Annotated in this window: 15 protein-coding genes; 9 read left to right on the top strand and 6 right to left on the bottom strand. The window is 68.1% G+C overall.

Annotated features, from left to right (window positions below; all coding sequences use genetic code 11):
• Window positions 1-20 precede the first annotated feature (20 nt).
• Window positions 21-1,850 carry a DUF885 domain-containing protein gene (locus tag AC1RM6_RS03025; protein WP_493098116.1) on the top strand — a complete coding sequence of 610 codons (1,830 nt, stop codon included), beginning with the start codon at window positions 21-23 and terminating at the stop codon, window positions 1,848-1,850.
• 122 nt (window positions 1,851-1,972) lie between these two features.
• Here the strand turns inward: AC1RM6_RS03025 and AC1RM6_RS03020 are convergent, their stop codons facing one another.
• The 5 genes from AC1RM6_RS03020 to AC1RM6_RS03000 form a co-directional block, all read right to left on the bottom strand.
• On the bottom strand, window positions 1,973-2,989 hold the full coding sequence (locus AC1RM6_RS03020) for a proline iminopeptidase-family hydrolase (protein WP_493098115.1): 1,017 nt from the start codon (window positions 2,987-2,989) through the stop codon (window positions 1,973-1,975).
• 330 nt (window positions 2,990-3,319) lie between these two features.
• Window positions 3,320-3,649 carry a 2Fe-2S iron-sulfur cluster-binding protein gene (locus AC1RM6_RS03015; RefSeq protein WP_493098114.1) on the bottom strand — a complete coding sequence of 110 codons (330 nt, stop codon included), beginning with the start codon at window positions 3,647-3,649 and terminating at the stop codon, window positions 3,320-3,322.
• Window positions 3,646-4,500 (bottom strand): SDR family NAD(P)-dependent oxidoreductase, encoded by an 855-nt coding sequence (locus AC1RM6_RS03010; RefSeq protein ID WP_493098113.1) that lies wholly within the window; start codon window positions 4,498-4,500, stop codon window positions 3,646-3,648. The genes AC1RM6_RS03015 and AC1RM6_RS03010 overlap by 4 nt, the downstream gene beginning before the upstream one ends.
• A gap of 160 nt (window positions 4,501-4,660) precedes the next feature.
• On the bottom strand, window positions 4,661-5,962 hold the full coding sequence (locus AC1RM6_RS03005) for a cytochrome P450 (protein ID WP_493098112.1): 1,302 nt from the start codon (window positions 5,960-5,962) through the stop codon (window positions 4,661-4,663).
• 16 nt (window positions 5,963-5,978) lie between these two features.
• The gene (locus AC1RM6_RS03000) at window positions 5,979-6,824 is read right to left on the bottom strand and encodes an SDR family NAD(P)-dependent oxidoreductase (protein ID WP_493098111.1); all 846 of its coding nucleotides are present in this window, start codon (window positions 6,822-6,824) and stop codon (window positions 5,979-5,981) included.
• A 353-nt stretch (window positions 6,825-7,177) separates the two neighbouring features.
• Here AC1RM6_RS03000 and AC1RM6_RS02995 point away from each other — a divergent pair, with 353 nt between their 5' ends.
• The 8 genes from AC1RM6_RS02995 to AC1RM6_RS02960 all read left to right on the top strand — a co-directional run bounded on the left by AC1RM6_RS02995 (window position 7,178) and on the right by AC1RM6_RS02960 (window position 14,803).
• The gene (locus tag AC1RM6_RS02995) at window positions 7,178-8,218 is read left to right on the top strand and encodes a helix-turn-helix transcriptional regulator (protein WP_493098110.1); all 1,041 of its coding nucleotides are present in this window, start codon (window positions 7,178-7,180) and stop codon (window positions 8,216-8,218) included.
• Window positions 8,219-8,472: 254 nt separating this feature from the next.
• Window positions 8,473-9,699 carry an MFS transporter gene (locus tag AC1RM6_RS02990; protein ID WP_493098109.1) on the top strand — a complete coding sequence of 409 codons (1,227 nt, stop codon included), beginning with the start codon at window positions 8,473-8,475 and terminating at the stop codon, window positions 9,697-9,699.
• A gap of 240 nt (window positions 9,700-9,939) precedes the next feature.
• Window positions 9,940-10,899 (top strand): alpha/beta fold hydrolase, encoded by a 960-nt coding sequence (locus AC1RM6_RS02985; protein WP_493098108.1) that lies wholly within the window; start codon window positions 9,940-9,942, stop codon window positions 10,897-10,899.
• Window positions 10,896-12,086 carry a hypothetical protein gene (locus tag AC1RM6_RS02980; protein WP_493098107.1) on the top strand — a complete coding sequence of 397 codons (1,191 nt, stop codon included), beginning with the start codon at window positions 10,896-10,898 and terminating at the stop codon, window positions 12,084-12,086. The genes AC1RM6_RS02985 and AC1RM6_RS02980 overlap by 4 nt, the downstream gene beginning before the upstream one ends.
• The gene (locus AC1RM6_RS02975) at window positions 12,083-12,904 is read left to right on the top strand and encodes a DUF4198 domain-containing protein (RefSeq protein WP_493098106.1); all 822 of its coding nucleotides are present in this window, start codon (window positions 12,083-12,085) and stop codon (window positions 12,902-12,904) included. The genes AC1RM6_RS02980 and AC1RM6_RS02975 overlap by 4 nt, the downstream gene beginning before the upstream one ends.
• Before the next feature lie 34 nt (window positions 12,905-12,938).
• On the top strand, window positions 12,939-13,709 hold the full coding sequence (locus AC1RM6_RS02970) for an isocitrate lyase/PEP mutase family protein (RefSeq protein ID WP_493098105.1): 771 nt from the start codon (window positions 12,939-12,941) through the stop codon (window positions 13,707-13,709).
• A gap of 14 nt (window positions 13,710-13,723) precedes the next feature.
• Window positions 13,724-14,569: a helix-turn-helix transcriptional regulator gene (locus tag AC1RM6_RS02965; RefSeq protein ID WP_493098104.1), complete on the top strand. Its 846-nt coding sequence runs from the start codon at window positions 13,724-13,726 to the stop codon at window positions 14,567-14,569.
• 84 nt (window positions 14,570-14,653) lie between these two features.
• Complete coding sequence (locus tag AC1RM6_RS02960) at window positions 14,654-14,803, top strand: hypothetical protein (RefSeq protein WP_493098103.1); 150 nt, start codon at window positions 14,654-14,656, stop codon at window positions 14,801-14,803.
• 4 nt (window positions 14,804-14,807) lie between these two features.
• On the opposite strand, the gene AC1RM6_RS02955 is transcribed toward AC1RM6_RS02960, so the two are convergent.
• Complete coding sequence (locus tag AC1RM6_RS02955; RefSeq protein ID WP_493098102.1) at window positions 14,808-15,431, bottom strand: TetR/AcrR family transcriptional regulator; 624 nt, start codon at window positions 15,429-15,431, stop codon at window positions 14,808-14,810.
• Window positions 15,432-15,549 lie beyond the last annotated feature (118 nt).

The raw sequence follows: 15,549 nt of genomic DNA, 5'->3' as shown, positions 1-15,549 counted from the left end.
GCTTTGCCCGGAGTCCCCCCATGCTCGATCGTCGTCAGTTCCTGGCCTCCGCGGCCGCGAGCGCCGTCTGTGCCGCCCTGCCCGATATGCTGTTCGCGCAGACCGCAGCGGCCCCTGCCCGCTCGCCCGAGCTGGCGGCGCTGTTCGACTCCTTCTTCCAAGAGGGGCTGCAGTTGCGACCCGAGAGCGCGACCCAGCTCGGGCTCGACAAGGGGGCGAATGCGGGGCTGCGCTACAAGCTCAGCGATGCGTCGGATGCCGGCCGCGCAGCGGCGAAGGCGCAGACCGGGGATCAGCTGGCGCGGTTGGCGAAGATCGACACGGCGAAGCTCTCGGCCGCCGACCGGCTCGATTATGATGTCGTGCGCTATACCCGTGAATCCGCGGCGGCGGTGCAGGGCTATGATTTCGGCGGCAGCGGCTATGGCCCGTCGCCCTATGTCGTCAGCCAGATCACCGGCGCCTATCAGAGCGTGCCCGATTTCCTCGACACCAAGCACAAGGTCGAGACGAAGGAGGATGCCGACGCCTATCTGGCGCGACTGACCGCGTTCGGGGCGCAGCTCGATGCCGAGACCGGGCGGATGGCGCATGATGCCGGGCTGGGGATGATCCCGCCCGACTTCATCCTCGACCTGACGCTGGCGCAGATGGCCAAGCTGCGCACCCCCGCCGACCAGGCGCTGGTGGTCGGCTCGATCGCGAAGCGCGCCGCCGCCAAGGGGCTGGGCGACGGCTATGGCAAGGATGCGGCGGCGATCTATAACGCGCATGTGCTGCCGGCGCTCGACCGGCAGATCGCGCAGGCGAAGGCGATGCGGGCGAAGGCGACGTCCGATGCCGGGCTGTCGACACGGCCGCAGGGGCCGGCCTTTTACGAGGTCGCGCTCCACAACACGACGACGACGAAGCTGAGCCCGGCCGAGGTCCACCGCTTCGGGCTCGACCAGGCGAAGATGATAAGCGCGCGGCTCGACGGGCTGTTGAAAGCCCAGGGCTTCACCAAGGGGACGGTCGGCGAGCGGATGGCGGCGCTCTACAAGAATGCCGATCAGCTCTATCCGAACACCGACGACGGCAAGCGGCAGGCGATCGGTTACTGCAACGAGCGGCTGGCGGCGATCCGGGCGAAGCTGCCCGGTTATTTCAAGCGGTTGCCGTCCTACCAGTTCGAGGTGCGACGGGTGCCGCCACAGACCGAGGCGGGCGCGGCATCGGCTTTCTCGCAGGCGCCGGCGATCGACGGATCGCGGCCGGGCCTCGTCTATTTCAACCTGCACGACAGCGCCGAATGGCCGCGCTTCTGCCTGGCGACGACGGTCTATCATGAGGGGCTGCCTGGGCATCAGATGGAGGGCGGGCTGGCGCTGTCGAACGCGGGCCTGCCGATGATCCGCAAGACCGGCGGCTTTTCGGGCTATGGCGAAGGCTGGGCGCTCTATGCCGAGCAGCTCGCCGACGAGATGGGGATGTATGACGACGATCCGCTCGGGCGGCTCGGCTACCTCAAATTCCAGCTGTTCCGCGCCAATCGCTGCGTCGTCGACACCGGCATCCACACGCTGGGGTGGAGCCGCGACAAGGCGGTCGCCTATTTCGTCGAGCAGGACGGCGAGGCGCCGGGTTTCGCGGCGCGCGAGGTCGAGCGCTATTGTTCGACCCCGGGGCAGGCGTGCAGCTACAAGATCGGCCATTCGGTGTTCACCGGGATTCGCGAGAAGGCGAAGGCGGCGCTGGGGGCGCGGTTCCGGATTGCCGACTTCCACGAGGCGGTGCTGGCGTCGGGGCGGGTGCCGCTGGATATATTGCAGCAGGTCGGCGACCGGTGGATTATATCCGTGAAGGGGTAAACGTCCCGACTCTGCCCCCATAACCCCCGTTCGTGTCGAGCGAAGTCGAGACACCCTGCACGCCATCTCGAGGTTGCGGAACATGTCTCGACTACGCTCGACACGAACGGAAAGGTTGAGGGCTATAGGTTCTGCAAAAACGCGCCGGTCACGCCGATCACCCGGGCGGGGTCCTCGATGTGCGACATGTGCGACAGGCCGGAGAAGGCGTGGAGCGTCGCATGGCGCGCGAGGGCGACGATCTTCGCGGCGACCGCGGGCGGGCCTTCGTCATATTCGCCGCAAGTGGCGAGCAGCGGCACGCGCAGCGAACGCAGCTGGGCGCTGACATCGAGGCCGGCGAAGGCGCCGGTGAACTGGAATTCGCTCGGCCCATTGAGATAGGCGTAGAGCGGGTTGTGCGCGAGCGCCTCGCCGGCCTCGTTGAGGAAGGCCGGCCAAGGATCGAGCCGGCAGAGATGGCGGCTATAATAGGCCTGCATGAAGGCGCCGTAAGCCGGATCGTCGGCGGCGAGCTGGCCGGCATTGGCCTTGGCGACCAAAGCCTCGGCGGCGGGCCCCATGTCCTTGAGCCACAAGGCGCCCGCTTCGGTGAAATCGGCCCAGCGCGGCGCCGAGCCGGCGATGACGAGGGCAGCGACATGGTCGGGATGGGCCGCGGCATAGGCCGGCGCGAGGATACCGCCCCAGCTATGGCCGAGCAGGACGATCTTGTCGAAGCCGAGATGGCGGCGCAGCGCATCGAGTTCGGCGACATAATAGTCGAGCGTGTAGCGCGAGAGTTCGGCCATCCGTGCCGACTGTCCGCAGCCGCCCTGATCGTAGAGGACGACCTGGCGATCGGCGGCGAGCCCGGCATAAGGCCGCATATAGAGCTCGCCCGCGGCGGGGCCGCCATGGAGCGCGATCAGCGGGGTACGGCCGGGCTTGCCATAGACGCGGTGGTAGAGCTTGCCGCCGGGGCCGTCGGCGAAGCCTTCGGTCGTGGGGGCGGTGTCGATGTGCCAGAGCTTGGGGTCGGGCTGGGGGAGCGGGGGATAAGCGGGCGCGGCGGCGGCAAGCGCGCGGGTGGGGCGCGATGCGGCGGCCGGGAGCGCGAGCAGCGCGGCGGTGAGCTGGCGTCGGTCGATGTGCGGCATGTGGCCCCCTGCCCTGGCTATGCGCGGATGCTGGCATAGGTGCCGACTGCGCGCCAGCCCGGCGACAGCGGCAGGCTCATCCGTCATCCCGGACTTGATCCCATGGGCCATAATTTACGGCGGGTTATTCCCCCTATCGTCGCCCCGCACTTGTTGCGGGGTCCATGGCTGTTGCCGCGCAGGCCATCGTCGAGGACCGGACGCAGCATTACCGTGCTCGACTTCCTCCAGCCATGACGCCCGACGCGCCAGCCATGGACCCCGCAACAAGTGCGGGGCGACGGTTATGTTGGCGCCTATGGGATCATGTCCGCAGTGATGTGAAAGTGTTCACCCCAGCGGCGCGACCCGCACGCTCAACCCGTCGAGCTCTGCACGCAGGCGGATCTGGCAGGCGAGACGGCTGTCGTCCTTGCGGACGTCGGCGACCATGTCGAGCATCTCGGCCTCGACATCGTCGGGCGGGCCGACGCGGTCGATCCAGTCGGGGTCGATATAGACATGGCAGGTCGCGCAGGCGCAGGCGCCGCCGCAGTCGCCGAGGATGCCGGCGACATCATGTTCGCGGCCGGCCTCCATCAGCGACTGGCCGGGGGTCAGGTCGTCGAGCGCCCTTACCGTGCCGTCGTCCTCGACGAAGATGACCTTGAGCCCCGTCATTTCGCATAGTCTCCTTCGGCGAGCACCGCGGCCTGGGTCGCGAGCAGTTCCTCGAGATGGTTGACCGGATCGCCGGCCGAGATGCCGCCGTCGACCGGCAGGATCGCGCCGGTGATCTGGGCGGCGCGGTCGCTCGCGAGGAACAAAGCCGCCTGCGCGACATCCTCGGGAATCCCCTGCCGCTTATAGGGCTTGTTCGAATCCCACACCGGCTGAAGCGCGCGCTCGACCCGCGCGGCGACGTCGTCGGCCATGTCGGCGGGCCCCATCTGGGCGATCGGGGTGCGGATATGGCCGGGCGCCAGGCAGTTGACGCGGATGCCGTGCTTGGCGAGGTCGATCGCCAGCGACTTGGTGAGGTGGATCACTGCCGCCTTCGACGCGCGGTAGCTCATCAGTGCCTGGCCGGCCATGATTCCGGCGATCGAGGCGTTGTTGATGATCACCCCGCCGCCATGCCGGGCCATGTACCGTCCGGCGCGCTGGCTGCCGATCATCACCCCGTAGAGGTTGATGCCGATCACCTTGTGGAAATCCTCGAGATCGTCGTCGAGGAACTGGGCGAAGCGCGCGCCCGAGATGCCGGCATTGTTGACCATGATGTCGAGCCCGCCGAAGCGCGCGACCGCGGTGTCGACCAGCGCCTGGATGTCGGCGGCGACCGAGACGTCGGCATGCTGGTACTGCGCGTTCGGGCCGAGCGAGGCCGCGAGCGCGGCGCCGGCCGCGTCGTCGACGTCGGACACCAGTATCTTCGCGCCCTCGGCGACGAAGGTCTCGACGGTCGCCCGGCCGATGCCGCCGGCACCGCCGGTGATGATGGCGACCTTGCCCGCCAGTTCCTGGGTCAAATCAGACTCCCGTTGGGTTACTTACCCCTCTCCCGCTTGCGGGAGAGGCTGGGTGAGGGTCTTCTGCCTTCTGCTTCTTATGTACGGGAAGAAGAAGGAAACAGAAGAAGACCCTCATCCAAACCTTCTCCCGCAAGCGGGAGAAGGCTTTAGAAGAAGGTCACCGCCGCCCGAAGGTGACCGGCAGGCGCTCGATCGAATGGGTGGCGACGGTGGGGAGATAGTGGATATCCTCCGGCGCGATCGCGAGCTTGATGTCGGTCAGGCGGCGGACGACCTCGCGGGCGGCGACGCGGATTTCCATGCGGGCGAGCGACAGGCCGATGCAGCGGTGCGGGCCGCCGCCGAACGAGACGTGGCGGCCGAGATTGCTGCGTTCCATGTCGAACCGGCGCGGACAGGCGAAGACATCCTCCTGGTCGTTGGCCGAAGCGTACATCAGCAGCAGATGCGCGCCCTTGGGGAGCAGCTTGCCGCCAAGTTCGACCTCCTTGGTGGTCATCCGCGACAGGCCGCGCACCGGCGGTTCGATCCGCAGCAGTTCCTCGACGAAGCGCGACATCAGCCGGTCGTCGTCGGCCGACGCCTGGAGCAGGTCGAGCACGTCGGGCTGGGTCGCGAGAATGTACATGAGGTTGGTCATCGCGGTCGCGGTGGTCTCGTTGCCGGCGATCAGCAGCGCGCGGACCAGCGAGACGATCTCGGCGAAGGTCAGCTTGGGGTTTTCGGGATCGTCGGTGGTGGCGTGGACCAGATCGGAGATCATGTCCTCGCCGGGGTTGGTCTCGCGATCCCTGATCTGGGCGATCAGGTAGTTTTGCAGCTCGCAGATCTCGCGGGCGTTTTCGAGCATCTGCTCGCGATTCTGCATCCGCCCGATCTGGGCGGTGACCGCGAGCGACCAGCTCTGGATCTTGTCGGCCTGGTAGCTGTCGAGGCCGAGCTGCTCGCAGATCACCCGGATCGTGATCGGCACCGAGAAGTCCTTCACCGCATCGGCCGCGCCCTTGTCGGCGATTCCCTCGATCACGTCGACGATGATGTCGCGGATGCCGGGTTCGAGCTGCTTGACCCGGTGCGCCGAGAAGGCGTGGTCCATCAGCTTGCGGATGCGGGTGTGATAGGGCGGATCGCTCATGATCGCGTCGGGGAAGAAGCCGCCGCCGTCGCGGATCAATATCTCCTTGAACTCGGCGGCGAAGCCCTTGGCATATTGTTCGCTATAGCCGTGCTGGACCGAGAAGGTGATCGGATCGCGCTGGATCGTCTGGATATCCTCGTAGCGCGAGACGAGATACATTTTGAGCTTCTCGTCATAATGGACCGGGTCCTCGGCGCGCATCGCGTCATAATAGGCCTTGGGCCGCGCCGAGATCTCGGGATCGGTGAGCGATCCTTGCGCGAGCAGCGTGCCGGCGCCCATCGGGCAGACCGCGGCCTCTTCGACTTCTACCGATGCCATCGTCCGTCCTTTCCGCTCAGGCCACCGCCGCCTGCTGCACCAATGGGGCGACGCGTTCGGCGAGCAGCGCATCGATGCTCAGATATTTGGTCGTCGCCCAGCCGCCGTCGAGCGCGATGCTCTGGCCGTTGATATAGCCGGCATCGGGCGAGGCGAGGAAATGGATCGCGTTGGCGACGTCGTCGGTGGTGCCCTCGCGGTCGGAGGGGGTCATTTCGCGGTTGAGCCGCTGAAAGGGTTCGGCATCCCAGGCGGCGCGGGTCATGTCGGTCTTGATCACCCCCGGCGCCACCAGGTTGCTGCGGATGCCGGCGGCGCCATATTGCGCGGCGAGCGTCTGGGTCAGCCCGATCAGCCCGGCCTTGACCACGCAATAGATGCCGCCGTCGAGCCCGCCGACCATGCCGAACACCGACCCGACATTGATGATCGACGACCCCGGCCCCATCACCCCCAGCGCGGCGCGGGCGAAGCGGAACGGCGCCTTCATGCTGATGTCGATCACCTCGTCGATCGCGGCGTCGTCGGTCGCGTGGACCGGCGCCCAGCGGCCCGATCCGGCATTGTTGACGAGGCAGTCGAGCCGGCCGAAACGCTCGATCGCGAAGGCGATCGCCCTGTCGGCGCTGTCGGGCGCGGCGACGTCGATCGCGAGGGTCGCGACCTCGGCCTCGGCCGCCAGATCGGCGGCGAGCGCGTCGAGCAGCGGCTTGCGGCGCGCGACCGCGACGATCCGGTAGCCGGCGCGGGCGAAGCGGCGCACCACCGCCTCGCCGATCCCGGCGCTGGCGCCGGTCACCAGCACGACCGGCGCTTCGCCGGCCCCGCCGGTCACCCCTGCCGATTCCGCCTGTCCACCCATAAGCCGCTCCCACCCGATCCTGATTTGTCCGTCGCGCTGCCCGGGGCAGCGGACGTGTTGTTCTGGCGTGGGGTAATAGTCGCCCGGTTGCGGGCTGTACCATGACAAACCGCCCGAATCCGGGCTTTAGCCGCCCTGATCAAATGGGTGTTCAATCAGCGGCAAGCGCGGTGCCGACGCCGTTCGGGATTAGGCGATGGCGCGGTTTTGCTGTAAAGATGAGAGCATGAAGGCCGGATGGGCGATCCGGACCCGCCGCATCGCTGAATATGATTCAGCGACCATGACAGGCCACCTCGCCCATGCTAGCCTCGCGTCACAGCCGCCGTCAGAGCGCTTAAGGAGGGTTTGAGATGCCGGTACTGGCTTTCGACATGACCACGGCCAACCACCAATATCGGCGGTTCGAGTTCCGTGGCGAGCATAACAGCGACTATTATGACGGCGACCTCGAATGCCTGTCGGGCCGCGACGTCGACATGCGGATCGAGAAGAGCACCCCCGGCGAATATGCGATCTACCAGCTCACCTCGCGGTCGGGGCTGACCTTCCGCCGGTCCTGGGCGCATATCCGCAAGGACAAGACCAACGTCACCGTGTTCTGGTTCGTCCGGCGCGGGCAGATCGCGGTTTCGCACGCCGGCACCCGCCATGTCGTCAACCCGCACGAATGCATGATCACCCGCTCGTCGAAGGCGTTCTTCATGGAGCTGACCCCCGACGACGGCGGCGTACTCGACGCGATGCATCTGGTGGTGCCGTCGCACAAGCTCTACGCGGTGATCGGCGAGAATGCCGAGGTCGGCAAGCCGATCCCGGCGTCGAAGGGCGACATCGCGGTGATGGAGCGGATGCTCACGTTGCTGTTCGAGGAAGATGCCGACATCGACCCCGACATCGCCGAGCAGATGGCCGAGACGCTGCTCGCCGGGCTCAGCAAGACGGTGGCGCGGGTGCTCGGCAACCCGGTGGCGCGGCCGTCGATCGCCGACAAGCGGATCTCGGACATCACCCGCTATATCAACCAGAATTTCTCGAACCCCGACCTCAACCAGAAGATGGTCGCCGATCGCTGCGGCATCTCGCTGCGCTATTTGTGCCATATCCTGAAGAAGCACGACCTGTCCTTCTCCAACCTGGTGTGGGAACGGCGGATGGCGACCTCGCGCGACTGGCTGCAGGACGGCAAGATGCAGCATTATTCGATCAGCGAGATCGCCTATATGGCGGGCTTCAAGAGCAGCGCGCATTTCAGCCGGATGTTCAAGATGCGCTTCGGGGTCGCGCCGCGCGAATATCGCCAGATGCAGGGGGACGAGGCGGCCGCGCTGGCCGTGGCAGGGGTTGTCGATGACGGCCTGGCGTTCGCGGAGGTCGAGGGCGGGCAGCATTGACTTTCTTCGTCACCCCGGACCTGTTCCGGGGTCCACCGCGAAGCTGGGTGATGGCTTTCGAGGCTGATGAACGAGGCTATGGGTCATCGCCTGTTGGCCGGTGGACCCCTGAATAAATCCGGGGTGACGGGTCAGAGTTCGCTCACATCATGCCCGAGCGATATCGTGCGCCCTCCCCGGCCCCACCGCCTTTTCTTTCGCCGCAATAAGCGTCACCGTCTCATCGACAACGAGACGGCAATCCGGGGGGACCGATGACGACGAGCCAGAGCAGCGCCGCCGCCGAGTGGCGGCTTCATTATATGCTGCCGATCGCCGCCGCGCTCGGCTATGCGACCAGCGTCATCCATATCTATGGGCTTGGGCCGTTCATCCAGCCGCTGAGCGATGCGTTCGGCTGGTCGCGGACCCAGGTGACGATCGGGCTGACGCTGTCGACGATGGTCCAGGCGGTGTTCGGCATCCCGATCGGGCTGCTGGTCGACAAATATGGCCCACGCCGGTTCGGGCTGATCGGGGTGCTGCTGACCACCGGCGCATTCGCCGCGCTGAGCACCGCCACCGGCACCAGCCTCAACTGGTATGCGCTGTGGGGGCTGCTCGCGGTGGCGACGCTGCCGGTGCAGGCGACGGTGTGGACGAGCGCGGTCGCGACCCGGTTCGAGGCGTCGCGCGGCCTCGCCTTCGCGATCACCCTGTGCGGCGCGTCGGTGGCGATCGCGGTGTTCCCGCTGCTCGGGACCGCGCTGATCGCCTCCTATGGCTGGCAGAAGGCGATCGCGATCGAAGGGGCGATCTGGGCGGCGATCGCCTTTCCGGTGATCCTGATCTTCTTCCGCGGCGCGCACGACAAGCCGCGCAACGCCGGGCCGATCGAGGCGCGGCGGGTGCTGAGCGGGGTCGAGCTCGGCGAGGGGTTGCGCTCGTCGATCTACTGGCGGCTGCTGCTCGCCAGCCTGTTGTTCACCTTCACGATCATCGCGCTGGTGGTCCATTTCATCCCGATCCTGACCGATCGCGGCGCCGACAAGATGGCGGCGGCGAGCATCGCCTCGCTGATCGGGCTGTCGTCGATCGCCGGGCGGATCGGCACCGGGCTGCTGCTCGACCGGCTGCGTGGATCGCTGGTCGGCGCGGTGGTGTTCATGCTGCCGGCGATCGGATGCCTGCTGCTGCTGACGGTCGGCACCACCCCGCTCGGCCAGGCCGCCGCCGCGCTGACGATCGGGGTGACACTGGGCGCCGAGGTCGACGTCATCGTCTATCTGACCACCAAGCATTTCGGGCTGAAGAGCTTCGGCGGGCTGTATGGCGGGCTGCTGACCGCCTTGTCGATCGGCACCTCGACCGGCCCGCTCGCGGCCTCGGCGGTGTTCGACCAGGTCGGCAGCTATGCGCCGTTCCTGTGGCTGACGATCGGTTTCATGGTCGCGAGCAGCGCGGCGCTGGCGAGCCTGCCGAAGCCGAAATTCGGGGGGTAGCCCTTCGATCCTCCCTGAAGCGCAGCTTTGGGGAGGGGGACCGCGTAGCGGTGGAGGGGTCTTCCGACACCAAAGCCACCGCGGATGTTGAGGTTCTGCATAACCCCTCCACCACCTTCGGTGGTCCCCCTCCCCATCTGCGATGGGGAGGATCGAGAAGTCGATCGCTAAAGATTCCGACAGCGGGATCGCTCCGCCCGCCCGATAGCACGGGTCTTCGAGGCAAAGCGGGCGGTCATCATGAAACGACGCGATTTTCTGAGGCTGGCGGCGGGATCGGTCGCCGCGGCGGTGGCGGTGCGCGCGGGCGCGGCACCGAGTTACGACCGGTTCCGGGCGGCGGTGTGGAGCGGGAGCCGGCGCTTCGTCGACACCGGCTTCGGGTCGATCGCCTATGTCGATGCAGGGAACGGCGACCCCGCGCTGTTCCTGCATGGTTTTCCGCTGAACGGTTTCCAGTGGCGCGGCGCGGTCGAGCTGCTGGCGCCGTCCTGTCGCTGCATCGTCCCCGATTTCATGGGGCTGGGGCTGACCGAGGTCGGCGAAGGCCCGGATCTGGGGGCGGCGGCGCAGGCGGCGATGCTGGTCGCGCTGCTCGACGCGCTCGAGGTCGAGCGGGTCCATATCGTCGCCAGCGACAGCGGCGGCGCGGTCGCGCAGCTGCTGGCCGCCCACCATCCCGAGCGGGTGCGCACGCTGATCCTGACCAATGGCGATACCGCGAGGGAAAGCCCGCCGGCGGCGATGCGGCCGGTGATCGCGCTGGCGAAACAGGGACTTTATGCCGCGCAATGGCTGGTGCCGTGGATGGAGAATCGCGATGCCGCCCGCGCCGCCGACGGTTTCGGCGGGATGTGCTATGCCGACCCGGCCAACCCGACCGACGAGGCGATCGAGGCCTATTTCGGGCCGCTGCTCGCGACCCCGCACCGCCGGCGGCTGGTCGAGGCGCATGCGATCGCGCAGGAGACCAATGCGCTGGCCGGGATCGCGCCGGCGCTGCGCCGCTGCCCGGTGCCGACCCGGATCGTCTGGGGGATGGCGGACACCATCTTCGCGCCCGACAATGCCGATTATCTCGATCGCAGCTTCGCGCGGTCGCGCGGGGTGAGGCGGCTCGCGACGAGCAGGTTGTTCTGGCCCGAGGAGCGGCCCGAGGTGATCGCCGAAGAGGCGGTGCGGCTGTGGAGCGCGGCATGAGGGCGTCGCTCAGACTGATCGCGGTGCTGTCGCTGATCGGGGGAGATGCCGCGATGGCATCGGACCATCTCGACACGCCGACGGTGATTGCCGATCCGCGCGCCGATATCGGCGACATCTATGGCTGGATCGATCCCGATGGGCGGCGGCTCGACCTGGCGATGACGATCGTCGGGCACAGCTTCTCCGACAAGCTGGCCTATGTCTTCCATATCGACAGCGGCGCGCGGTTCGGGGCGACGGTGCAGACGATCGATATCGTCTGCCGCTTCAAAAGCGCGTCCGCGGCCGATTGCCGGGTTGGATATGTCGACCGGGCGGTCGGCGATGCCAGCGGCACCGGCGGGCTGTGGGGCCGCCATCGCCGGATCCGCGTGTTCGCGGGCCTGCGCGACGATCCGTTCTTCAACAATGTCCGCGGCACCCGCCAGGCCTATGACGTCGCCAAACAGGCGATCGCCGACGGCGTGCGGCGCGACGCGACCGGCTGTCCGGGATTCGGGGCGGCGACCAGCGCGACGATCCTCGATCGCTGGCGGCATATCGACGGCGGGCCGGCGACGAATTTCCTGGCGGGCTGGACCCCCGACAGCATCATCGTGTCGGTCGACCTGGACGTCGTCAACAAGGGCGGGCCGATGCTCGCGCTGTGGGGTGCGACGGTCGGGCCGCAGGGGCAGATCGACCGCGCCGGCCGGCCGCTGACCGGCAACGCGCTGCTCGCGACGCTCGGGTCGAACGCCGACAGCGATGTGCTCAAGGAGGCGTATAACCGCGCGACCCCGGCGACCGGCGGCGCCTTCATCGCGGCGATCGCGCAAGGGGTCGCCGATTATGACGGGTTCGACGGCGAATGCGGCAATGGCTTCCTGATCGATCGCAACGCGCCGCCGGCGCGGCGCTACTGGCCGCTGGCGAGCCTGCTCGCCGACGACCGGCTCTGGCTGAACAGCGCGTCGGCGGTCTGCACCCAGCTGTTCGCGGTCGAGCGCGCGGCGCTGGGCGGCGAGACCGGGCTGGCGGGCGACTGCGGCGGGCGCGCGCCCGATTATGATGCGGTGAACGTCTATCGATCGCTGCTCGCGACCGGCCGGCCGATCGGGATCGACGACGGCGTCCACCGCGACGAGCGCGCGAGCTCGCGGGGTGACTTCCCCTTCCTCGCGGCGCCCGAGCCGGCCCGATGATGCGCGCCCTCGCCTTCCTGATCGCCGTCCTCGGCACCACATCGGCGGCAACCGCGCATGATTTCTGGATCCAGCCGGCGCGCTGGACCTGGCCCGCGCCGGGGCGCATGGACGCGACCTTCGAGGTCGGCCATGGCGCGCAGCGGCAACGCTCGCCGATCGCGGTGTCGCGAATCCTGCGGTTCGACGCGACCGCCGCCGATGGCAGCCGGACCGAGCTGCGCGACCGGCTGACGATGGGGGCCGCCACCGGCGACGCGACGATCGCGCTCGATCGGCCGGGGCTGCATGTGGTCGCGCTGGAGACCGACTATCGTGCCGAGAGCCATTTGCCGGCGGCCCGGTTCAACGATTATCTGGCGGTCGAGGGGCTGACCCCGGCGATCGCGTTGCGCGCCCGCCAGCACCGGACCGATGCCGATGGCGCAGAGAATTACGGGCGCCATGCCAAGGCGCTGGTCCAGGTCGGTCCGCCCTCGGCGGCGGATCTGGCGATGGCGGCGCGGCCGGTCGGGCTGGCGCTCGAGATCGTCCCCGAGCGCAGTCCCTATGCGCGGCCGCGCGCCGCAACGCTGCCGGTGCGGGTCGATTATCATGGCAGACCGCTGGCGGGGGCGCTCGTCAAGCTCACCGATCTCGCGCATGATGCCGAGCCGATCGAGATGCACCGGACCGACAGGCACGGCCGGGCGCTGTTCGCGATGCCGGCGGGAGGACGATGGCTGCTCAACGTGATCTGGACCCGGCCGCAGCCCGCCAGCGGCCCGGCCGATTTCGAGACGAGCTTTTCGAGCCTGAGCTTCGGGTTCGACGAATAGAGATTTTTCGGGCCGATACTATTAGGAGATGACCATGGCCGACCAGACCGCAAAGGCAGCCGATTTTCGCGCGCTCCATGTTCCGGGGCAGCCGCTGCTGCTGTTCAATGTCTGGGACGCAGGGAGCGCCAAGGCGGTGGCCGGCGCGGGCGCCCGGGCGCTCGCAACCGGAAGCTGGTCGGTCGCCGCCGCGCAGGGTTTTGCCGATGGCGAGCACCTCCCGTTCGATCTCGCGCTCGACATCGTGCGGCGAATCGTCGCCACCAGCGACCTGCCGCTGAGCTTCGACCTCGAGAGCGGCTATGGCGCCGATGCCGCCGCGGTCGGCGAGACGGCGGCGCGCGCGGTCGCCGCCGGCGCGATCGGCTGCAATATCGAGGACAGCTTCCCCGAGACCGGCAAGCTGCGCCCGCTCGCCGAGCAGGTCGAACGGCTGGGCAGCCTGCGCGCGGCGGCCGATGCCGGCACCACCGGCTTCTTCGTCAATGCGCGCACCGACGTCTTCTTCCAGGCGCCGGCGGGCGAGCATGACGCGGCGATGGCCGAGCAGGCGATCGAACGCGCGCGCGCCTTTGCCGATGCCGGCGCCGACGGGCTGTTCGTGCCCGGGCTGGTCGATCCACAGCTGATCGCGACGATCGTCGCGTCACAGCCGCTGCCGGTCAATGTGATGATGGGATCGGCGAGCCCGGCAATCGCGGCGCTCGCCGAGGCAGGGGTGGCGCGGATCAGCCATGGTCCCGGCCCCTATCTGCTGGCGATGAAGGCGCTGGGCGACGCGGCGCGGGCGCTGTTCGAGCCATGAGCGATGCGCCCGATATGCCTGATGCGCTGCCCGATACGTTGGACGTCCGGCGGCTGTTCGAAAGCGCGACGCTGGTGATCAGCGACGTGCGGTGCAGCGGCCAGTGCCGGCACCGCTCGCCCGCCGAATGCGCGGGCGCGACCCATCTGGTCTTCCCCTATCGCGGGGTGTTCGTGCGCCATGTCGGGCAGGTCGAGACGGTCGCCGAGGGCAACCAGCTGGTCTTCTTCAACGACGACCAGGATTATGCGATCAGCCATCCGGTCGGCGGCGGCGATGCCTGCCTGTCGATCGCGATCGATCAGCAGCATCTGCGCGAACTGAGCCCGAAGGACCAGCTCGACGGCGGCGCGCGCACGACGTTCCGCCAGCCGCGGCGCGGGATCGATCCGCGCGCGCAGGCGCTGGTCGCGCTGCTGCGCCACGGGCTGACCCAAGGCGCGATCGAGCCGCTCGAGGCCGAGACGCTGGGGCTGACGCTGATCCGCCGGTCGCTCGGCGAACGCACCTCGCAGGCGCGGGCGTCGAGCTATGGCCGGCAGAAGCTGGTCGACCGCACCAAGCTGCTGCTCGCCACCGATCCGGCGCGGCGCTGGACGCTCGGCGAGATCGCCGCCGCGATCGGGGTGTCGCCGGTCTATCTCACCCAGGTCTTCGCGCAGGTCGAGGGGGTGCCGCTCTACCGCTACCAGCTGCGCCTGCGGCTGGCGCGGGCGCTCGACCTGCTCGGCGACTATGACGACCTGACGATGCTCGGGCTCGACCTCGGCTTTTCGAGCCACAGCCATTTCAGCGCGGCGTTCCGGCAGCATTATGGGCGCACCCCGGCCGAGTTCCAGCGATCGGCGCATCTGCGCTGAGAATCGCCGAAGATTTCGACAGCGGCGACGATCGTGCCGGGCCATTCTCTCCCTGCCCGATCGACGGGCTCGAGGGAGATGATCATGACCCAGAAGACCTGCGCCGCCTGCGACTATCCGCTCGACGACAATGCGGTCGAGGTGACGATCGCCGGCAAGACCGTCGAGGTCTGCTGCGACGACTGCGCGACCGCGCTCGGCGAGGCCCGCGCCGCGATCGACCAGGGAGGTTGAAAGCCTATCGGGCGAACACGCCGCCGCCGATCAAGGCCAGGAACTCGCGCGCGGCCTCCTCGTCCGACGCGCGCCCCTGCTGCGCCTGGAACTGGGTGAAGCTGCTCAGCAGATGATGCGCGAGCGCGCCGGCCGGCCAGCGGCCCTGCCAGTCGCCCTCCGCCTGCGCCCGCAAGATCATCGCCTCGGCATGGGCGTGGAGCGTGCCCACGCCGCTGCCGGGGCGCATGTCGTCGCCATAGGTCTCGACGAAATCGCGCAGGATGGCGGTGCCGAGCGCCCCGCTCTCGGTCTCGCGAAACAGGAAGGATATGAATCTGGCGATCGCCTCCGCACCGGTCTCGCCCGCCGGCACGGGCAGCGCCGCCCAGATCTCGGCGGTCTCGCGACTCAATTCGCCGAGCATCGCCGCCTTGGTCGGGAAATGGCTGAACACCGTCGCGCGCGATACGCCCGCCGCGGCGGCGATGTCGATCATCGTCGTCGGCGCATAGCCCCGCTCCTCGAACAATTGCATCGCGTAGCCGAGCAACCGGCGGCGCGTGCGCTCGCGCTTGCCGAAGCTGTCCGCGTCGCCGTCAGCCTGCCGTGCAGGAATTTCTCGCCACGCGTCCAGAAATTTTACCAACTGTCACTTTCCTGTCATGCACAAAAACTAGATGGCCGTATAGTTTCTCGGTAATCGGGAGATGATCAGGCGTCAACACGAACAGAACGCCCATCTTCCGCAGGTTAGAGTCCGAAGC

It is taken from the genome of Rhizorhabdus sp. GW822-FHT03C02, from assembly GCF_058801765.1.
The sequence above is the reverse complement of the archived record's forward strand: the minus strand, read 5'-3'. Positions and strand labels throughout refer to the sequence as shown.